An 18,160-nucleotide genomic window follows, 5' to 3' on the forward strand; every position below is an offset into this window, starting at 1 on the left:
CCGCATGAATCCGTCAGCCGCACCATCGGTGTTGTTCGTCTGCGTGCACAACGCAGGCCGATCCCAGATGGCCGCAGCCTTCCTCACCTATTTCGCCCCGGGCCGGGTCCAGGTCCGCTCCGCCGGCTCCGCACCCGCCGACCAGGTCAACCCCGCGGTGGTGCAGGCGATGCGGGAGATCGGCATCGACATTTCCGCCGAGATCCCGAAGGTGCTCACCGCCGACGCCGTGCAGTCCTCCGACGTGGTCGTCACCATGGGCTGCGGAGACGCCTGCCCCTGTTTCCCCGGCACGCGCTACCTGGACTGGCCCCTCGACGATCCCGCAGGCCAGGACGTCGAGGCCGTGCGTCCCATCCGCGACACCATCGAACAACGCGTCCGCGGCCTCCTCGCCGACCTCGGCATCGAGGCGACACCGTAACCGCTATCACGGAATTCGTGACTCGTCGACACCCATGCCGGCCAACAGTTCTAGTGCCACGCCGAAAAGTTCCGCAGGGCGGTGCTCGGGATCGAGCAGGGCGAGTATTCCCATGCCGATCTCCAGGGCTTTCAGGATGGTGTCGGCGTCCTCCGGCGGGAGCTTGGCCAGTTCGCTGCCCGGCGGGACCAGCGGGTGGCGTTCCATCGCGGTCGGCGGGAACAGCAGTTCCCGTAGCTGGTCCTTGGCGTTGGGATGGCGCAGCGCGTGGACCAGGAACTCCATGACTACCCGGAGGTAGAGCTGCTGCTCCTCCTCGCGGAATGTCGCCGTCCAGTACTCGCCGAACTCGGTGACCAGCTCTTCGGCCGGGCGATCCGCGCAGAGTAGGCGCTCTGCCTGGGTTCGTGCGCGTTCGCTCATCCGCTGCCGCATGAGTTCGAGGACGAGCTCTTCCTTGCTGGCGAAGTTGGAGTAGACGGCGCCCTTGGTGAGTCCGGCCTCCGCGGCCACCTCGTCCAGCGAGGCGCCCTGGATGCCGCGTTCGGCGAACACCTTCTCGGCCGCGGTCAGCAGGTTGACGCGGTTGCGCTGCTGCTGTTCCTGCCGCGTCAGTCGTTCCTTCGCCATGCGGTCTCCTCGTCTGACCTCGCTGCTTGACATCCACCATGGTATCTGAATACTGGTCCGTATTCAGATACCAATCAGTATTTGGAGGGTGGCATGTCCGAGCGTGTGGTCACATCGGCGGAGCAGGATGTCGCGGAGGGAGACCGCTGGTACCGCGCCGGCCGGTTTTCGGAAGCCGGCAGCGCCTACCAGCGGGCGCTGGAGGCTGATCCCGGGCATCTCGATGCGCTGCGGGGTGCGGGTTCGGTGGCACTGCTGGGCAACGACCTCGGCACCGCGACAACCTCGCTGAGGCGCCTCATCGAGCGCGCACCGGACAGCACGCACACGGTGTCCACGCTGCAGAACCTGGCGGAGGCGGCCTACCGGCGAGACGACTTTCCGTCGGCGGGGGCCTGGCTGCACCGGCTGGCCGGCCTCCTCGACGACGACCGGCGTCGGCAGATCGACGTGGTCGCACGGAAACTGGAGGCGTTCGCCGGCATCACCCCATACCGCGCCGACGATGGTGCACGCGAGGTCCGGGTGCCTTTCGAGATCGTCGACCCCATTCCGGTGGTCAACGTCGAGGTGGGCCACGGAAAGGTGGTCCCGTTCTTCATCGACACCGGTGGCCACGAGACCTACCTCGACCGGTCGCTCGCCGACGAACTACAGGTACCGACTTTCGGCTCGACCCCGATCACCGGAGCGGGCGGGAAACAAGGAACCGAAACTCACGGAGTCCTGAATGCACTGACGCTCGGCGACCTTCGGATCCACGATGTGCCAGTAAAGATCATGGACTTCACCGCGCTGGGGTTCGCCGAGGCACTCGGTGGGGTCCAGGTGAAGGGCACCATCGGCACAGCCCTGCTCTACCACCATCTGTCCACAATCGACTATCCCGGCCAGGCGCTGATCCTCCGTCCCAGGACACCGGACCGACTACGGTCATTCGAACAGCAGGCCGCCCAGGAAAGGCAACAGATCGTGCCCTTCTGGCTGTCCGGCACGCACTACATCCTCGCTCGGGGCGCCGTCAACGACAGCGACCCAATGCCGCTGCTTGTGGACACCGGCGGCGCTGGAATCGCCTTCGCGAGCACGAAATCCACCGTCGAGAGGGCAAACATCAGCCTGCGACACGACGACGCCACGCGCACCCCTGGCGCCGGTGGCACCGTCCAGGCCGTGCCCTTCGCGCTGGACACACTCACGCTCGGGGAAGTGACCGGCCGAAACCTCAACGGTGTCTACTTCCCCGAAGCCGATCTGGAGGACGCCCTGCGCCAGGATGGGCTCACGCGCCGCGAGTACTCCGTCGGCGGCATCGTCTCGCACCAGTTCTTCCGCCCCTACGCACTGACATTCGACTTCGACGGGATGCGCCTTTTTCTTGCCGCATCTACGGCGTGACCCGCCTGAGGTTCGGTAGTGCCGTCGTCCGGGACGTCAGATGTCGGTGACCAGCTTGACGGACTGTCCGGTGAGGGCGGCTACGGTCTCGAAATCGCGGTCATCGCACAGCACGGTGAGGTTCGCCCGCTCCGCTGTGGCGGCAATGACCAGATCGATAGGACCGGCCGACCGGTGCTGTCCGGTCTCGGTGAGGAGTTGCTGGACCTCGGCTGCGCGTTGCCAGGCGTGTTCACTCATCGGCACCCAGCAGAACAGGTCATGCAGAAGCCGCACCTTCTCCAGACGATCGGCGAGCGATCGCGCGGAGAAGAGGAACTCCGACTCGACGACTGGGCAGGTTGCGATCACACCGGCGGCAAGATGGTCCGACCATGCCTGGCGCAGCTTGGCCTCGTGCAAGATCCGGAACATGCCGGAGGTGTCGATCAGGTACAGGGCAGGTGTCACCGGCGGTAGGCCGCCCTGTTGCCGACGAACTCATCGAAGTCTCCGCGGTCGGCCATTTCGCCAAGCCCGGCCAGAGCTCGCAGCCGCACCAACCGTTGCCCGACTTCGCGGAGGGCTGCGTTCACCGTGTCCTTCGTCGTCTTCGTACCGAGGACCTCGGCGGCTATCGCCAGGGCCTCCTGGTCGATCTCGATCGGGGTCTTCGCAACCGTCATGGGATCACCGTCCTTCGCACGACGAGGGTATTACAGATATCTTCGTCGGATATCTAGGACTTCCTAGGCGGTATTAGGGCCCCGTCGTGGGGCGGGCGCGCAGGTGTGCGCGTTCGCCCTGCTTGCCGAACAAACTGAGAAACTCGACCGGTTCGGCATCGGCGGCGCCGAACCAATGCGGCACGCGGGTGTCGAACTCTGCCGCTTCGCCGGGCGAGAGCACCAGGTCGTGTTCACCGAGGACGAGCCGCAGCCGTCCATTGAGGACATACAACCATTCGTAGCCCTCATGGGTCCGTGGGTCGGGTTCCCCACGCTCGCCGCTGCCCGGGAGCACGAGCTTGTAGGCCTGGATGCCGCCGGCTCGGCGAGTCAGGGGCAGCATGATCATGCCGTGACGGGTAACCGAGCGCAGGTGGATGCGCGGATCGCCGGTGGGTGGCGCGTCGACGAGTTCGTCGAGCGTGACACCATGGGCTTTGGCAAGGGGAAGCAGAAGTTCCAGGGTCGGCCGACGGGCACCGGACTCCAGCCGGGACAGCGTGCTCACCGAGATGCCGGTCTCTGCCGACAGGTCGGCCAGCCTGATGTCGCGCTGCTGGCGCAACGCACGCAGCCGGGGCCCGACCGCGCCGAGAGCCTGGTCGAGATCGTCGTCCATGCGGCCAGTTTGCCAGAACAGCAAACATAGTTGCCAACTCTGCCGGACAAGTCGCATGGTTTCCCTGGAGGTGGTCGTAGTGACCGATCAGCTGAATGACGGCTATGACGTGGTGGTGGTCGGCGGTGGGGCCGCGGGGTTGAGCGGGGCGCTCCAGCTGGCCAGGGCGCGACGGTCGGTGCTGGTGATCGACGCGGGGGACCCGCGTAACGCACCGGCTATCGGCGTGCACGGGCTGCTGGCAAGGGAGGGCATCGCGCCTGCGGAGTTGCTGGAGCGCGGCCGGGCAGAGGTCCGTGGCTACGGCGCGCAGGTGGTGCCTGGCGAGGTCAGCGCGGTGACCCCCGAGGACAACGACAACACGGAGGCGACCGCGTTCACGGTGTCGTTCGCCGACGGCCGGACGGTCCGCGCGCGCCGGCTGCTGGTGGCCACCGGGCTGGCCGATGAACTGCCGGAGGGGCTGGGACTGCGGGCTCGGTGGGGCCGGGACGTGTTGCACTGCCCGTACTGTCACGGCTGGGAGGTCCGTGACCAGGCCATCGGTGTCCTGTTCAGCGGGCCGCTGTCGGTGCACCAGGCGTTGCTGTTCCGGCAATGGAGCGCCGATGTCACGTTCTTCACCCACACGTCGCCGCGACCGGCCGGCGAGGAGGCCGAGCAGTTGGCTGCCCGCGGCATCAGGGTCGTGGAGGGCGCGGTCGCGTCGCTGGAGGTCGTCGAGGACCGCCTCACCGGGGTACGGCTCAGTGACGGAACGGTGGTCAGCCGCGATGCGCTGGCGGTTGCGCCGCGAATGGTGGCGCGCAGCGGCCTCCTGACGGCGCTCGGACTGCAGCCGGCGGACCACCCGACGGGGCTCGGCGAGTACATCCCGACGGATCCGACCGGCCGCACCGATGTGCCCGGAATCTGGGCCGCGGGCAACGTCACCGATATCACTGCCCAGGTGGGGGCCGCCGCAGCGGCAGCCGCTTTCGCGGCAGCTCAGCTCAACGCCGACCTGGTCGCCGAGGACACCCGCCAGGCCGTCGCCGCCTACCGGGCCCCGTTCTCGGCCGAGAACGAAGCCCGTATCTGTGAAAAGACCATGGGCGACCGGCGGCACGGCCTGACACATAAGACCACTTAGGACGTCCACTTCGGATATTCCGGGCACCTTGCCGCTGCGCCCTGGTACAGCTTCACCCTTCTCAGGTGATGGGTCGCCCGCCCGGAAGCGCTGAACTGGGGAGATGGCCCATCCGGCAGGGGGCACGAACACCGCCGTACCCGTCGCGGCACCCGCGCGGGCCGGGCTGGTGCTCACCTCGCTGATCGTGGTGGCGGGCGTGGCGAACCTGAACCTGTCCGTCGCGAACGTCGCGCTGCCCTCGATCGGCGTGGCGTTCGACTCCTCACAGACAGCCCTCGACCTCATCTCGGTCGGCTACTCACTCGGCCTCGCCGCCTCGGTCATCTATCTCGGCGCGGTCGGTGACCGCTACGGGCGCAAGCTGATGCTCATCCTCGGCATGGTGCTGTCCATCCCGGCCTGCCTGCTCGCCGCGTACGCCCCGTCCGACACGGTCCTGTTCCTGGCCCGTGTGCTCGGCGGCCTGTCCGCCGGCCTGGCGTATCCGACGACGTTGGCACTCATCGCCGCGCTGTGGTCGGGGCCGGGGCGCACGAAGGCGATCGCGTTGTGGTCGGCGATCGGCGGCGGGATCGCCTCGCTGGGCCCACTCGTGGCCGGCGCGCTCCTGGAGAGCTTCTGGTGGGGGTCGGTCTTCCTCGTGACGCTGCCACTCGCCGTCGTTGCCCTGCTGATGGCCGTGTTCCTGGTGCCGGGCCACGTCAACGAGACCACCGACCCGGTAGACAACCTCGGCGGCGTGCTGTCCGTATGCCTGGTGGGCGCGGTCATCCTGGCGATCAACTTCGCGCCGGTGCCTGGCAAGGGGCAGCTCGCGCTCGGCCTCGGGGTACTCGCCCTCGCCGCGCTGATCGCGTTCGTCATCCGGCAGCTGCGTGCCCGGCACCCGCTGTACGACCTGCACGTCGCGGGGCGGCGCATCTTCTGGGTCGCCGCGTGCGCCGGGATCATCGTGTTCGGCTCCCTCATGGGCTCGGCATTCGTGAGCCAGCAGTTCCTGCAGAACGTGCTCGGCTACTCGTCGCTGGAAGCCGGCAGCGCCTTCCTGCCCGCGGTCGTCTTCATGATCATCGTCGCGCCCCGTTCGGCGAAGCTCGTCGAGAGCCAAGGGGCCCGGTTCACGCTGCTCACCGGGTACGTGTTCCTCCTGCTCGCGTTCCTGTCGATGCTCCTGCTCTGGCGGGAGAGCAGCCCGTACTGGCAGGTCGCCATCGCCTACGTGTTCATCGGGATCGGCGTCGGCTTCGCAGGCACCCCCGCCTCGCACTCGCTGACGGGCGCCGTGCCCGTCGAACGCGCCGGGATGGCCTCCGGCACCGCCGACCTGCAGCGTGACCTGGGCGGCGCAATCCTCCAGTCGATCTTCGGTGCGCTGCTCACGGCCGGATACGCGGCGGCGTTCGCGGCGACGATCGCGGCCGCGCCCGACGCGGGGCAGGTCTCCGGCAGCGTGCAGAACCAGCTCACCAAGTCGTTCTCCAGCGCGGCCGACCTCGCCAACCGATACCCCCAGTACTCGCAACAGATCATCGCCGCCGCGAAGTCGTCGTTCCTGTCCGGCGCACACTGGGCCTACATCGCCGGAATCGTCGCGATCGTGCTCGGTGCCGCGATCGTCTACTTCCTGTTCCCTCGCAGGGAGCGAGAGCAGCAGCTACTGGCTGAATACCACGCCAAGGACACGAGCCGGGCGCGCAGCGTGCGCTGAGCCGAACACCCCGCCGAAAAAGGCAACCGAACCCGCGTAAGAGCCGCGGTACCCGCGCGTCCCCCTCCCGAACGTGTTTCATCGGCACGCGTGGAGGCCCCAGCGCCGTCAGGGGGGGGCGCTGGGGCCTCGTCATGCCCGAAACTTGACAGCTACCTCTCGACGCTCAGATGATGTCATCATCCAAATGACATCAACATCTGGGAGATAACTCGTGACACCACGTCGGCCGATCAGCAAGACGATTGGCACCGTTACCTTCACCGATCCCTACGACTGGCTGAGCGAGGACACCGCCGAGGTGCGGCGCTGGCAGCAGGAGCAGGTCGCGCGGGCGGTCGGGACTCTGCGGTCCTCCCCGCACTTCGACACCGCGCTGGCGACGCTGCGCACGCTGCCCTCCCGCGCGGAGAGCTTTCTCGCCATCAAGATCGCGACGGCGGGTCGCTGGTTCTGGATCGGACGCAACGACGACGCGAGCGCACAGGCCGTCCGGGTCGCCACGCGGCGCAACGACGCCGGGCGGGTTCTCGTCGACGCCGCCGCGCTCACCGCGCAACGCGGCGACGGGCGGAGCACGGTGCTGTTATATGCGATCCCGTCACCAGACGGGCGTTTCGTCGCATTCAGTCACTCCGCGGGCGGTGAACCGTTCGGCCACTACGGCGTCGTCGACGTCGACACCGGCAGGCTTCTCGACATCGCGGAACCCACGTTGCAGGGCAACATGCTGCGAGTCGCCTGGCTGCCCGACAGCAGCGGCTTCGTCGCGTACCGCCGCGCCGAGGACGGGCGGCACGCACTGCGTCTCGTGCCGGTCACTCCGGCCACCGGGACACGCGCCGAGGCGGTGTTCGACTTCGCGGACGTCTCGCCCACCGCGCTCGGGCTGACCCCACAGGTATCGCGTGGCGGCAGGTACGTACTCGGGGTGACCGTCCCCCACGAGTACGTCGCCTCGGTGATCGGCGATGTCACCACCTGGCAGTGGCGGCGGTTCACGCCGGAGGGTTTCGACGCGGAGCTCTACGGTGACTGGCTCGACGACGACACCTACCTCGCGATCGCCACCGACGACCCACGTGGGCGCGTCGTCGCCATACCGGCGGCGACCTCGACCGACTCCTCGACCTGGCGGGAGATCATCCCCGCGAGCGAAAGAGTGCTCCGTTCACTGGACATTGTGGACGGTCGACTGGTCGTCTCCGCGCTGCACGACGTCGCACTGGACATCAGTGTGTACGAACTCGACGGGACGCTGGTGGGAGTGGCTCCGCTGCCGGCAGCCAGCGCGTCCTCCGGGCTCGTACTGGACCGTGCCCGCCCACGGACCGACGAGTTCACCTTCTGCGCCGACACGTTCACCTCCGCCGACACGACGTACCGCCTCGACCCCCGCACGGTCGAACTGGAGATCGTCAAGGCGGGTCCCGGACTCGACGGGTTGACCGTCGACCAGCACTTCGCGACCTCGGCCGACGGCACCACGATCCCGTACTTCGTGGTGGCACGGGCGGACGTCGACCGCAGCACACCACGACCGGCGCTGGTCAACGCCTACGGCGGTTTCAATGTGCCGTGGTTGCCCACCTTCGCCGGAGACGCACTCCCGTTTCTCGATGCCGGCGGCGTGTACGTGCGGGCGAGCCTGCGGGGCGGCAGCGAGTACGGACGCGACTGGTACGAGGCGGGACGGCGGCACCGCAAGCAGAACGTCTTCGACGACCTGCGTGCTGTCGCGGAGGACCTGCTGGCGCGGGGTATCGCGGCGCCGGGCAGGCTGGCCTTCCACGGCGCGTCCAACGGCGGGCTGCTCGCCGGCGTTGCCGCCGTCCAACAGCCGGAGCTGTGGCGCGCCGTCGTCGCGCAGGTACCCGTGCTGGACGTGCTCGAACCGCTCGCCGGCGTGCCCGGGGCCGAGGAGATCCGCGCCGTGTACGCCAAGGACTACGGCGACCCGACCGATCCCGCTGACGCCCGGCTGCTGTATTCGTACTCGCCGTGTCACAACGTCGAGCCCGGAGTGCGATACCCGGCGGTGCTACAGGTCTTCGGTGAGCACGACATCGGCTGCCCGCCGGTTCAGGGGCGCAAGTTCACCGCGGCTCTGCAGCACGCCAGCACGAGCGGTCACCCGGTCCTGTTGCGTGTCTGGAACGACGTGGGCCACGGCAGCATCGATCCGGCGGCGGCCGCCGAGCAGCGCGCCGAGATCCTCGCGTTCGTGATGGACCAGCTCGGCATGACCGCTACCGCGCGGTGACCACGGCCGCGGCGGCCACGGCGCAGCCCGCGCCGTGGCCGTCAGCGGGAACCACCCACCCACGCGCGGGCCAGCGCGCCAAGCGTCTCCTCCGCTCTGCTGAAGATGCCTCTGACATTCGGATGACAGGCTCATCGCGGGCGCATCCACGCTGATCACCTGGCCAAACGCCTACACTGTGCGTCTGGAGGAACGAGCGTCCGCAGGGTCGAGCCCGCGCGAGGTGGGGTGTGCGCGTTCATCTCTTGCTCGCAACAGCTCTGGCGCAGGGCAACGGCACCCTGCAGGGCCCGAGCTTCCTGGACCGCGCCTTGCAGTCCCTGGTGAACGGAATCCAGTTCGGGTCCATCATCGCCATCACGGCGGTCGGTCTCTCGCTCATCTTCGGCACCACGCATTTGATCAACTTCGCGCACGGTGAGCTGGTCACCATTGGGGCCGTGGTGGCGTTCTATCTCAACGCCGCCGTGGGCGGGCCCGGCTGGCACCTCATCCCGGCGGCGGTGGCCGCCATCGCCGTCGGGGCACTGCTCGGCGGACTCGTCGACGTGGGGCTGTGGCGTCCGCTGCGCAGGCGGGGCGTCGGCCTGATCAACCTGTTCATCATCACGATCGGGCTGTCCCTGTTCTTACGGCACCTCGTGCTCGTGTTCTTCGGTACGCAGCCACAGACCTACCGCCAGTACGCCGTCCAGCAGGCTCTCACCCTCGGCCCGGTCGGCATCACTCCGCGCGACCTGGTCATCATCGTGCTCTCGGTGCTGGTGCTGTTCGGCGTCGCGGTGCTGCTGCAGCGCACGCGGACCGGCACCGCGATCCGCGCGCTGTCCAGCAACCCCGACCTCGCCGAGGCCTCCGGCATCGACGTCGACCGGATCGTGCTCGTGGTGTGGGTGCTCGGCGGCGGGCTCGCCGCGCTGGGCGGCATCTTCTCCGGCCTGTCCCAGGTCATCACGTGGGACATGGGATTCCGGTTGCTGCTGCTCATGTTCGCCGCGATCATCCTCGGCGGGCTCGGCTCGGCCTACGGCGCGATCGTGGGCAGCTTCGTGATCGGCATCGTCGCGCAGATGTCGAGCCTGTGGTTCCCGGTCGACCTGCAGAACGCGTGGGCACTGCTCGTGCTCATCGTCGTCCTGCTCATCCGGCCGCAGGGCATCCTCGGTGAACGCGAACGCGTGGGCTAGGTGGGTACACAGTGGACTGGCAGGTGATCCTCTCGGACGCGGTGCGCGCCGGCATCGGCCCCATCGCCGCCGTGTACGCGCTCGCCGCCATCGGACTGAACCTGCACTTCGGCTACACCGGCCTGCTCAACTTCGGGCAGGTCGCGTTCATGCTCGTCGGGGCGTACGGCGTCGCCGCATCCGTGGCCACGTACCACCTACCACTGTGGACCGGTGTCCTGATCGGACTCGGCTCCTCCGTCGTGCTCGCGCTGCTGCTCGGCCTGCCGACACTGCGGCTGCGCGCTGAATACCTTGCCATCACAACGATCGCGGCCGGCGAGATACTGCGGCTGTTCTACCGGTCGAGCTGGGCCGAGCCGGTGACCGGCGGCGTCTACGGGCTCCAGCAGTTCGCCACCGACTTCTACGCCATCAGCCCGATTCCACGCGACACCTACGGTTTCTGGCTCGTCCGCTACTCGGCGCTGGACCTGTGGGCGCTCATCGTCACGTGGAGCATCGTCGCGCTGGCGACCCTGTTCATCGCCTTGCTCGTGCACAGCCCGTGGGGCCGGGTCATCCGCTCGATCCGCGAGGACGAGGACGCCGTGCGCAGCCTCGGCAAGGGCGTCTACGCCTACAAGATGCAGAGCCTCGTGCTCGGCGGAGCGATCGGGGCGTTCGCCGGCATGCTGCTAGCCATCCAGAACCAGTCGGTGAACCCGGACAACTTCGACCCCGTCGTCACGTTCTTCCTGTACACGCTGCTGGTATTGGGCGGCGCGGGGCGGGTGCTCGGCCCGGTCGTCGGGTCGATCCTGTTCTGGGCGATCGTGACCTTCATCGACAGCGCGCTGCGCCAGGCGATCGGCACCGGCGTCATCCCGGCGGGCGTCATCAGCGCCCCCGCTGTCGGCGCCGTGCGGTTCGCACTCGTCGGGCTCGGGCTGATGCTGCTCATGATCTTCCGGCCGCAGGGCCTGCTCGGCAGCAGAAGGGAGATGCTGGTCAATGCGCGCTGACCTCGCCGGCATCGCGGCCGCGCCCGGCGTGGCCAAACCCGATCCGCTGCTGGTGGTCGACGGCGTGACCCGCGCCTTCGGCGGGCTCGTCGCCGTGCACGTCGAGCACCTGGAGGTGCAGCGGGGCAGTATTACGGCGCTGATCGGCCCCAACGGCGCCGGCAAGAGCACGCTGTTCAACGTGCTCAGCGGATTCGACCGTGCCGACCGGGGCAGCTGGACGTTCGACGGCACCCCGGTGACGGGCCTGCCCGCCCACCGGGTGGCTCGCCGCGGGCTGGTGCGGACGTTCCAGCTGACGCGGACGCTCCCGCGGCTGTCGGTGCTGGAGAACGTCAAGCTGGCCGCCACCGGGCAACGGGGTGAACGGCTGCTGCCATCCCTGGTGCCGCCGCTGTGGCGAGCGCAGGAACGGCAGATCGAACACCGGGCCGACGAGCTGCTGACCCGTTTCCAGCTGGACCACCTGCGCGACGCCTACGCCGGGACGCTGTCCGGTGGCCAGCGCAAGCTTCTCGAGCTGGCTCGTGCGCTGATGGCCAGGCCCGCCATGGTCCTGCTCGACGAGCCGGTGGCCGGTGTGAACCCGGCGCTGACGCAGTCGCTGCTCGGGCACGTCCGGGATCTGCGGGACGAGGGCATGACGGTGTGCTTCGTCGAGCACGACATGGACGTCGTGATGGGCATCAGCGATTGGGTGGTCTGCATGGCCGAGGGCGAGGTGGTCGCCGAGGGCACCCCGCCGGTCATCGCGAAGAACCCGGCCGTCATCGATGCCTACCTCGGCGCGGAGCACGGCGAACCGGGGGTGGGTGACGATGAGCGCTGAGCCGCTGTTGAGCGCAGAGGACCTCGTCGCAGGCTACGTGCCAGGGCTCAACGTGCTGGAGGGCTGCGGTCTCGTGCTCGGCGACGGTGAGCTGGTCGGCGTCATCGGCCCGAACGGCGCAGGGAAGTCGACGCTGGTCAAGGCCATGTTCGGGTTGCTACACATCCGCCGCGGCACGGTGCGCCTGCGCGGCGAGGACGTGACGGGCCTGCCTGCACACGCGCTCGTCTCGCGGGGTATCGGCTACGTACCCCAGCGGGACAACGTCTTTCCCACGCTGACCGTCGAGGAGAACCTGCGCATGGGTACGTACCTGCGGCCGAAGGCGTTCGCCGAACGCGTCGCCGCGGTCGAGGAGCTGTTCGGCGTGCTCGGGCAGCGCAGGCGGCAGAAGGCCGGTTCGATGTCCGGCGGCGAGCGGCAGATGCTGGGCATGGGGCGGGCGCTGATGATGGCGCCCGGGGTGCTGCTGCTCGACGAGCCGTCGGCCGGTCTGTCCCCGCGGTACCAGGACCAGGTGTTCGAGCGGGTCAGGCAGATCAACGCCACGGGCGTGGCGATCCTGATGGTGGAGCAGAACGCCCGGCGGTGCCTGCAGATCTGCGACCGCGGCTACGTGCTCGACCAGGGACGCAACGCCTACACCGGTACCGGCACCGAGCTACTGCACGACCCGAAGGTGATCGAGCTCTACCTCGGCACCCTGGCCCGTGCGCGATGACAGGTTCGCGCTCTCAGCCCTGTCCGGTACTGACCTCCGTGCGCAGGCTCTGCAGCTTGCCGGTCTGGTCGTAGCCGTAGACCTCGATCGTGGCCTTGCCCGGCTCGCCCTGCGGGATGAAGTTGAGCGGGCCGCTCGCCCCGTCGTAACCGATGTCCTTGCCCTGCTGGAGCATCGTCTTGCACTCCGCGTACAAGGTGCACCTCTGCCTGCCATTGGTGACCTGGTCGATGAGGGGAGCGAACCTCGCTGGGTCGTCCGAGTTCGCCTTCGCCGCGGCCAGGGCAATGATCGTCACGCAGTCGTACACCTGGGGCGCGAACTGCACCTCGTTGAGGCTCGGGGCGAACTGGTGGAGCCGGTTGAGGAAGTCCTGGTTCGCCGCGGACGCGGGCGCCGTGCCCTTCATGCCCGCGATGACGCTGGGATCGCGCGGCGACACCAGCGACGCCAACTGCTCGCTGCGCAGACCGTCCGCCCCGTAGACGCCGATCTGCTGCGGGCCGACACCGTTCTCGATCATGGTGCGCAGGATCTGTGTGCCCTCCTCGAACGCGATCACGCTTGCCGCGTCCGGCTGGGCGTTCTTGATCTGCTGCACGAGCTGCTGGAAGTTGGTCGACTGCGGGTCGTAGGTCTGCGTCAGCACCACCGTGGCCCCGGCGGCTTCCAGTGACTTCCTGGTGGCGTCCATGAGGCCGCGGCCGTAATCGTCGGCTCGCGCGACGAGCGCGACCCGCTTGTGTCCGTCGCCGACAATCGTCTTGGCCAGTACCGGCCCCTGCAGCGCATCGCTCGGTGCGGTGCGGAAATAGAGGCCACCGTCGTTGTAGTTGGTGAAGGTCGGCGCGGTGTTGGAGCCGGAGCACTGCACGGTGCCCGACCCGGTCACCTTGTCGATGATGGCCAGCGACATGCCGGATGCGGCTGCCCCGATGATCGCGTCGACACCGCTGGCGAGGATGCGGTCGGCGGACTGGACAGCGATGGCCTCCTGGCCGGCCTCGTCGCCTCCCGCGGGTGGCGGGATGGGTTTGCCGAGTACGCCACCGGCATTGTTGATGTCCCTGACGGCCATGTTGAGGGCCTGGATCTGCGGGGGCCCCAGATAGGCCAGCTGTCCTGTCTCCGGTAGGACGTACCCGAGCTCGAGAGTCCCATTGCCGTGGGCATTGGGGGCGCCGCCTCCACCGCACGCGGCCGCGACCAATGCCGTCACGCTCAGGCAGATCACCCATCGCCAGATGTTGGACGCTCGCATGGCTCCGCCTCCCCGTCATCCGAGAATGATGGGCGGCAGACCGGCGGACCGACCGGGCATGGCGCTCGGTGGGCGGCGCAGACTCCGCCCGGCTTTACGAAGCGTAATCAGCGTAGGTCCACGGCGGCGTCCGGTGAACCGGGCTTGCCCGATCCGATAGGTGGCCTTGACTCTGCTGCCCCTGGCGCTGCACCTGGAGTAACGTCACAGGCACAGCACGCGAGCTTTCCGGGAGGTCGACGGCAGTGTCGGCACGCAACCCCCTCCGCTGGCCGGGCCGCTGGGCCGACTGGTTCGAGATGCGGGGCGTCTACGTACCCGGCGAGGACAACCGTGTCGTCGACCCCTGGCGGGACTGGGGCTGGCTCATCGTTGGCTGGCTTGCCGCACTCGCGGTGTTCATCCTGCTGTTCGCGCTCGCCGTCTGAACGACCCGGCACTGCGGACGGTGACCGCGCTCACCCGGCGCGGAGCGACGGTTACGGCTTGGACACAGGCGGACACCAGGTCCGCCTCAACCCCGCGTTCAGGTTGGCAGTACGCCGGGGCCGTCGTCAGAGTGGATCGAGGTGGCCCCTTACCGCCACCGAACGGAGCAAATACCCACCGCGATCGGAGCAAAGGAGCGGCAGCGGTGCGAATGCGAAGGCCAGCACTGGCCGCCTGCGCGTTGCTGGCGCTGACCGCGTGCGGCACCTCGGCCGCCCACGACACACCGGTGACGAGTGCACCGGACACCGTCACCAGCAGTGATCGCGCCACGCCCGCGGAGGCACCCGTCATCGCCTTCGGCTCCGACCATCGCTTCGCGTCCGGCCTCGTCGTCACGGTCGGCAACCCGAAGACCTTCAAGCCGAGCGAGTCCGCCTACCCGCGCGCCGACCGGGCCGCCGCGTTCGGCGTCGTCGTCTACAACGAAACGGGTCAGACCTACCGGATCTCCGGTCTCGCCGTCAACGCCACCGTCGATGACCAGCAGACCAAGCAGCTCGTCGACCCCACCCAGGGCTACAACGGCATCGTCGATGCCGACCGGGATGTGCAACCGGGTCAGATCGTGCGCTTCTCGCTCGCCTTCGCGGTACCGGACCGGACGACCGCGGTGCGCCTGACCATCCGCCCGGACTCGGCGGGGTCGACGACAGCGGTCTACGGCGGTTCCGTGTGAGGTGGCCGGTTAGGCTTTGCCCATGACCGAGCAGACACGGCTTTCTCCCGGCGACCGGGCACCTGATTTCACTCTTGCCGACAGCACGGGCAACCCGGTGTCCCTTGCCGACTTCCGGGGGCGCTCCGTCGTCGTGTACTTCTACCCCGCCGCGGGCACGCCCGGGTGCACCAAGCAGGCATGCGACTTCCGGGACAACCTCGCAGTGCTGGGCGATGCCGGTTACCAGGTGCTGGGCATCTCCCCGGACAAGCCGGAGAAACTCGCCAAGTTCGCCGAAAGCGAGCAGGTGAACTTCCCCCTGCTGTCCGATCCGGACAAGACCGTGCTCACCGAGTGGGGCGCCTTCGGTGAGAAGAAGAACTACGGGCGGATCGTGCAGGGCGTGATCCGCTCCACGTTCATCGTCGACCCGGAAGGCACCATCGCCACCGCGTCGTACAACGTCCGCGCCACCGGGCACGTCGCGAAGCTGTTGCGGGACCTGCAGATCGGCTGAATCAGTAGGCGGTCCGCCCCAGGACGGACCGCCTATCCCGCCTGGGCTTCGACCAGCTCCCGCAGGTGTGGCAGGAGAGCGCGCAGCGCCCGCCCCCGATGCGATACGGAGTCCTTTTCGGAGGGTGCCAGCTCCGCCGAGGTCCTGGTCTCGCCTTCCGGCACGAAGATGGGGTCGTAGCCGAACCCGTTGGCGCCGCGGGGCTCGCGGATGATGGTGCCCCGCCAGTCGCCGCGGACCACGATCTCCTCGCGGTCGGGCACGACCAGCGCCGCCGCGCACACGAACGACGCGCCACGGCGCTCGTCCGGAGTGTCCCTGAGCTGTCCCAAGACGAGTTGCAGGTTCGCCGTGTCGTCACCGTGCTCCCCCGCCCAGCGGGCCGAGAGCACCCCGGGCATGCCGCTCAGCGCATCGACACTGAGACCGGAGTCGTCGGCGATCGCGGGCAGGCCGGTGGCCAGCGCGGCGTCATGCGCCTTGGCGAGCGCGTTCTCCTCGAAGGTCGCGCCGGTCTCCGGCGCCTCCGGGAATTCGTCCACATCGGACAAACCGAGGACCTCGACCTCACCGAGACCGCGCTTGAGCAGGATCCGGCGCAGCTCTTCGAGTTTCTTCGCGTTACGGGTGGCCAGCAGGAGCCGCGTAGTCACTTCGAGCCCTTCGACTTCTTCCCCGGTGCCGGCTCGGGCAGCTCGCCGGGGTAGGGCAGCGCCAGCGCCTCGGCCTGCTTGCGCGCGAGCTCCGCACAGCCGCCCAGTGCCAGGTCCAGCATCTTGTCCAGAGTGGAGCGAGTGAAGGTCGCACCCTCGCCGGTGCCCTGCACCTCGATGAGCGTCCCGACATCCGTGGCGACGACGTTCATGTCGACCTCGGCCCTGGAGTCCTCTTCGTACGGCAGGTCGAGGCGGACGCGGCCGTCCACCACGCCGACGCTGACGGCCGACACCGCCGCGGAGAGCGGCTGCGGATCGGCGAGCCTGCCCGCCGCGCCAAGCCACGTGATCGCGTCGGCGAGCGCCACGTAGCTGCCCGTGATGGCTGCCGTGCGCGTGCCGCCGTCGGCCTGCAGGACATCGCAGTCGATCATGATCGTGTTCTCGCCGAGCGCGGCGAGGTCGATACACGAGCGCAGCGAGCGGCCGATCAGCCTGCTGATCTCGTGGGTACGGCCGCCGATCCGGCCCTTGACCGCCTCACGGTCGCTGCGCGTGTGGGTGGCCGACGGCAGCATCGCGTACTCGGCGGTGACCCAGCCGAGCCCGGAACCGGCACGCCAGCGGGGAACGCCCTCGGTGACACTGGCCGCACAGAGCACCCTGGTGGCGCCGAACTCGATGAGCACTGATCCGGCCGGCCACTGCTGGAAACCGCGGGTGATCCGTACCTCGCGGAGCTGGTCGTCGTCCCTGCCGTCTTTTCGCACCACGAGGCGAGAGCCTAGCCGCCATCGCGTACCGACCACCGAGCGGGCGAGAGGGCGCGAGAATTGGCCCCCAAGGCCACCTTGGTTGCGTTCAACGCAACCAAGGTGGCCTTGGGGAGCATCACTGCCACTATTCAACGCTTGTTGACATTGCTCCGCCTGGGAGCATAATTCATGGCAGGTTGAAATTTGGGGGTGAGCATGGCTGCCGGTACTCGGCGCTACCGCCGGTTCGCGCAGGTCGTCGGCGTGGTCGCGGTCCTCACACTCGCGTTCTGGACCCTGCATGACAGGCTCCCGGCGCCGGCGGAGGTGCTCACCACGCTGCGCTCGGCCGACCCGGCGTGGCTGCTCGTGGCGGGTGCGGCCGAGGTCGTCTCGATGGGCATGTTCGCCCGGCAGCAGCGCAGGCTGCTCACCGCGTTCGGCGTCACGATGCCGCGTCATCGTGTGCTCGCCCTCGCCTACAGCCGCTCCGCCATCTCGATCAGTCTTCCCGCGGGCTCGGCCGTCTCGGCTGCCTACGCCTTCCGGGAGTTCCGCGCAGGCGGTGCCGACCGCTCGGCAGCGGCCGCCGTACTGGTGCTGTCCGGGTTGCTCTCGGCAGCCGGGCTGGTGCTGCTGTACATCTCGGGCGCGCTGACGTCCGTGGTGCTTGACCTCGCCGAAGCCTGGCATACCCACCCAGCGCCGACGCTGCTCGGTGCCGCGGTGCTGGCAGGTGCGCTGTGCTGGATCGCCTACTCCCTCGTGGCCGCGCGTCACCCGCGGACCGGACATCTCCGGCCACGGCACCGGCGCGCCCGGTGGCCGTGGCTGGCCATGGTGACCGAACCTCTGGCCCGGGCCGTCGCCACCGCCCGTTCGGTCGCGCCCCGGCATTGGCTGCTCGCAACGGCCGCCGCCCTCGCCAACTGGCTCACCGACATGCTGTGCCTGCTGGCCGCGGCGCGCGCATTCGGCATCGACCTCGGCGCGCTCGAACTGGCCACCATCTACGTGACCGTGCAACTGCTGCGACAGGTACCGCTGACACCGGGCGGCATCGGCGTGATCGAGGCCGGCCTGCTCACCGGCCTGGTGGCCGCGGGCGCAGCCGAGTCACCCGCCGCCGCGGCCGTGCTGGCCTACCGGCTGATCTCGTGCTGGCTCATCATCCCGATCGGCCTGCTGGCCTGGCT

19 protein-coding genes and 1 pseudogene are annotated in these 18,160 nt (G+C 68.7%); 13 read left to right on the forward strand and 7 right to left on the reverse strand.

The window, feature by feature from the left end:
- Window positions 1–4: 4 nt before the first annotated feature.
- Window positions 5–424, forward strand: a complete 420-nt coding sequence (locus tag ABZ863_RS05495; protein WP_358531404.1) for an arsenate reductase ArsC — start codon at window positions 5–7, stop codon at window positions 422–424.
- 6 nt (window positions 425–430) lie between these two features.
- Here ABZ863_RS05495 and ABZ863_RS05500 read toward each other — a convergent pair whose 3' ends face one another.
- Window positions 431–1,054: a helix-turn-helix domain-containing protein gene (locus ABZ863_RS05500; RefSeq protein WP_358531406.1), complete on the reverse strand. Its 624-nt coding sequence runs from the start codon at window positions 1,052–1,054 to the stop codon at window positions 431–433.
- A 93-nt stretch (window positions 1,055–1,147) separates the two neighbouring features.
- On the opposite strand from ABZ863_RS05500, the gene ABZ863_RS05505 reads away from it, so the two are divergent.
- Window positions 1,148–2,452, forward strand: coding sequence for an aspartyl protease family protein (locus ABZ863_RS05505; protein WP_358531408.1), 1,305 nt, complete (start codon window positions 1,148–1,150; stop codon window positions 2,450–2,452).
- Between the two features lie 36 nt (window positions 2,453–2,488).
- On the opposite strand, the gene ABZ863_RS05510 is transcribed toward ABZ863_RS05505, so the two are convergent.
- The 3 genes from ABZ863_RS05510 to ABZ863_RS05520 form a co-directional block, all read right to left on the reverse strand.
- On the reverse strand, window positions 2,489–2,902 hold the full coding sequence (locus ABZ863_RS05510; protein ID WP_358531410.1) for a PIN domain nuclease: 414 nt from the start codon (window positions 2,900–2,902) through the stop codon (window positions 2,489–2,491).
- A complete protein-coding gene (locus ABZ863_RS05515; RefSeq protein WP_358531412.1) occupies window positions 2,899–3,117 on the reverse strand; it encodes a hypothetical protein in 219 nt (72 codons plus the stop codon). The genes ABZ863_RS05510 and ABZ863_RS05515 overlap by 4 nt, the downstream gene beginning before the upstream one ends.
- Window positions 3,118–3,190: 73 nt before the next feature.
- A complete protein-coding gene (locus ABZ863_RS05520; protein ID WP_358531414.1) occupies window positions 3,191–3,778 on the reverse strand; it encodes an XRE family transcriptional regulator in 588 nt (195 codons plus the stop codon).
- Window positions 3,779–3,833: 55 nt separating this feature from the next.
- Between ABZ863_RS05520 and ABZ863_RS05525 the strand changes: the two genes are divergently transcribed.
- The 7 genes from ABZ863_RS05525 (at window position 3,834) to ABZ863_RS05555 (ending at window position 12,625) form a co-directional block, all read left to right on the forward strand.
- Window positions 3,834–4,910 carry an NAD(P)/FAD-dependent oxidoreductase gene (locus tag ABZ863_RS05525; protein ID WP_358531416.1) on the forward strand — a complete coding sequence of 359 codons (1,077 nt, stop codon included), beginning with the start codon at window positions 3,834–3,836 and terminating at the stop codon, window positions 4,908–4,910.
- Window positions 4,911–5,013: 103 nt separating this feature from the next.
- A complete protein-coding gene (locus tag ABZ863_RS05530) occupies window positions 5,014–6,621 on the forward strand; it encodes an MFS transporter (protein ID WP_358531417.1) in 1,608 nt (535 codons plus the stop codon).
- Between the two features lie 214 nt (window positions 6,622–6,835).
- Window positions 6,836–8,884, forward strand: a complete 2,049-nt coding sequence (locus ABZ863_RS05535; RefSeq protein WP_358531418.1) for a prolyl oligopeptidase family serine peptidase — start codon at window positions 6,836–6,838, stop codon at window positions 8,882–8,884.
- A gap of 230 nt (window positions 8,885–9,114) precedes the next feature.
- Entirely contained in the window at window positions 9,115–10,071 is a 957-nt protein-coding gene (locus ABZ863_RS05540; protein ID WP_358531419.1) for a branched-chain amino acid ABC transporter permease, read from the forward strand.
- 11 nt (window positions 10,072–10,082) lie between these two features.
- Window positions 10,083–11,075 (forward strand): branched-chain amino acid ABC transporter permease, encoded by a 993-nt coding sequence (locus ABZ863_RS05545; protein ID WP_358531421.1) that lies wholly within the window; start codon window positions 10,083–10,085, stop codon window positions 11,073–11,075.
- Complete coding sequence (locus ABZ863_RS05550; protein ID WP_358531423.1) at window positions 11,065–11,904, forward strand: ABC transporter ATP-binding protein; 840 nt, start codon at window positions 11,065–11,067, stop codon at window positions 11,902–11,904. The genes ABZ863_RS05545 and ABZ863_RS05550 overlap by 11 nt, the downstream gene beginning before the upstream one ends.
- Window positions 11,894–12,625, forward strand: a complete 732-nt coding sequence (locus tag ABZ863_RS05555; RefSeq protein WP_358531425.1) for an ABC transporter ATP-binding protein — start codon at window positions 11,894–11,896, stop codon at window positions 12,623–12,625. The genes ABZ863_RS05550 and ABZ863_RS05555 overlap by 11 nt, the downstream gene beginning before the upstream one ends.
- Before the next feature lie 13 nt (window positions 12,626–12,638).
- On the opposite strand, the gene ABZ863_RS05560 is transcribed toward ABZ863_RS05555, so the two are convergent.
- Window positions 12,639–13,886, reverse strand: a complete 1,248-nt coding sequence (locus ABZ863_RS05560; protein WP_358531427.1) for an ABC transporter substrate-binding protein — start codon at window positions 13,884–13,886, stop codon at window positions 12,639–12,641.
- Between the two features lie 245 nt (window positions 13,887–14,131).
- Between ABZ863_RS05560 and ABZ863_RS05565 the strand changes: the two genes are divergently transcribed.
- The 3 genes from ABZ863_RS05565 (at window position 14,132) to bcp (ending at window position 15,553) form a co-directional block, all read left to right on the forward strand.
- A complete protein-coding gene (locus tag ABZ863_RS05565; protein ID WP_358531429.1) occupies window positions 14,132–14,314 on the forward strand; it encodes a hypothetical protein in 183 nt (60 codons plus the stop codon).
- A gap of 212 nt (window positions 14,315–14,526) precedes the next feature.
- Window positions 14,527–15,054, forward strand: a complete 528-nt coding sequence (locus ABZ863_RS05570) for a hypothetical protein (RefSeq protein ID WP_358531430.1) — start codon at window positions 14,527–14,529, stop codon at window positions 15,052–15,054.
- Between the two features lie 22 nt (window positions 15,055–15,076).
- On the forward strand, window positions 15,077–15,553 hold the full coding sequence (gene bcp, locus ABZ863_RS05575; protein WP_358531431.1) for a thioredoxin-dependent thiol peroxidase: 477 nt from the start codon (window positions 15,077–15,079) through the stop codon (window positions 15,551–15,553).
- 32 nt (window positions 15,554–15,585) lie between these two features.
- Here bcp and rdgB read toward each other — a convergent pair whose 3' ends face one another.
- Window positions 15,586–16,206 (reverse strand): RdgB/HAM1 family non-canonical purine NTP pyrophosphatase, encoded by a 621-nt coding sequence (gene rdgB / locus ABZ863_RS05580; RefSeq protein WP_358531432.1) that lies wholly within the window; start codon window positions 16,204–16,206, stop codon window positions 15,586–15,588.
- Window positions 16,203–16,982, reverse strand: coding sequence for a ribonuclease PH (gene rph / locus ABZ863_RS05585; protein ID WP_358531433.1), 780 nt, complete (start codon window positions 16,980–16,982; stop codon window positions 16,203–16,205). Before rph ends, rdgB begins: the two co-directional genes overlap by 4 nt.
- A 198-nt stretch (window positions 16,983–17,180) precedes the next feature.
- Between rph and ABZ863_RS05590 the strand changes: the two are divergent.
- A pseudogene (locus ABZ863_RS05590) lies at window positions 17,181–18,155 on the forward strand (lysylphosphatidylglycerol synthase transmembrane domain-containing protein); the annotation flags it as partial.
- Window positions 18,156–18,160 lie beyond the last annotated feature (5 nt).

It is taken from the genome of Saccharomonospora sp. NPDC046836 (genome assembly GCF_040645195.1).
GTDB lineage: Bacteria > Actinomycetota > Actinomycetes > Mycobacteriales > Pseudonocardiaceae > Prauserella_A.

Coding starts and splice junctions, on each gene's coding strand:
- ABZ863_RS05500 (WP_358531406.1), bottom strand. CDS start 1,054: ATGGCGAAGGAACGACTGACGCGGCAGGAACAGCAGCAGCGCAACCGC.
- ABZ863_RS05515 (WP_358531412.1), bottom strand. CDS start 3,117: ATGACGGTTGCGAAGACCCCGATCGAGATCGACCAGGAGGCCCTGGCG.
- ABZ863_RS05570 (WP_358531430.1), top strand. CDS start 14,527: ATGCGAAGGCCAGCACTGGCCGCCTGCGCGTTGCTGGCGCTGACCGCG.
- ABZ863_RS05550 (WP_358531423.1), top strand. CDS start 11,065: ATGCGCGCTGACCTCGCCGGCATCGCGGCCGCGCCCGGCGTGGCCAAA.
- bcp (WP_358531431.1), top strand. CDS start 15,077: ATGACCGAGCAGACACGGCTTTCTCCCGGCGACCGGGCACCTGATTTC.
- ABZ863_RS05505 (WP_358531408.1), top strand. CDS start 1,148: ATGTCCGAGCGTGTGGTCACATCGGCGGAGCAGGATGTCGCGGAGGGA.
- ABZ863_RS05560 (WP_358531427.1), bottom strand. CDS start 13,886: ATGCGAGCGTCCAACATCTGGCGATGGGTGATCTGCCTGAGCGTGACG.
- ABZ863_RS05495 (WP_358531404.1), top strand. CDS start 5: ATGAATCCGTCAGCCGCACCATCGGTGTTGTTCGTCTGCGTGCACAAC.
- ABZ863_RS05530 (WP_358531417.1), top strand. CDS start 5,014: ATGGCCCATCCGGCAGGGGGCACGAACACCGCCGTACCCGTCGCGGCA.
- ABZ863_RS05555 (WP_358531425.1), top strand. CDS start 11,894: ATGAGCGCTGAGCCGCTGTTGAGCGCAGAGGACCTCGTCGCAGGCTAC.
- ABZ863_RS05525 (WP_358531416.1), top strand. CDS start 3,834: ATGGTTTCCCTGGAGGTGGTCGTAGTGACCGATCAGCTGAATGACGGC.
- ABZ863_RS05520 (WP_358531414.1), bottom strand. CDS start 3,778: ATGGACGACGATCTCGACCAGGCTCTCGGCGCGGTCGGGCCCCGGCTG.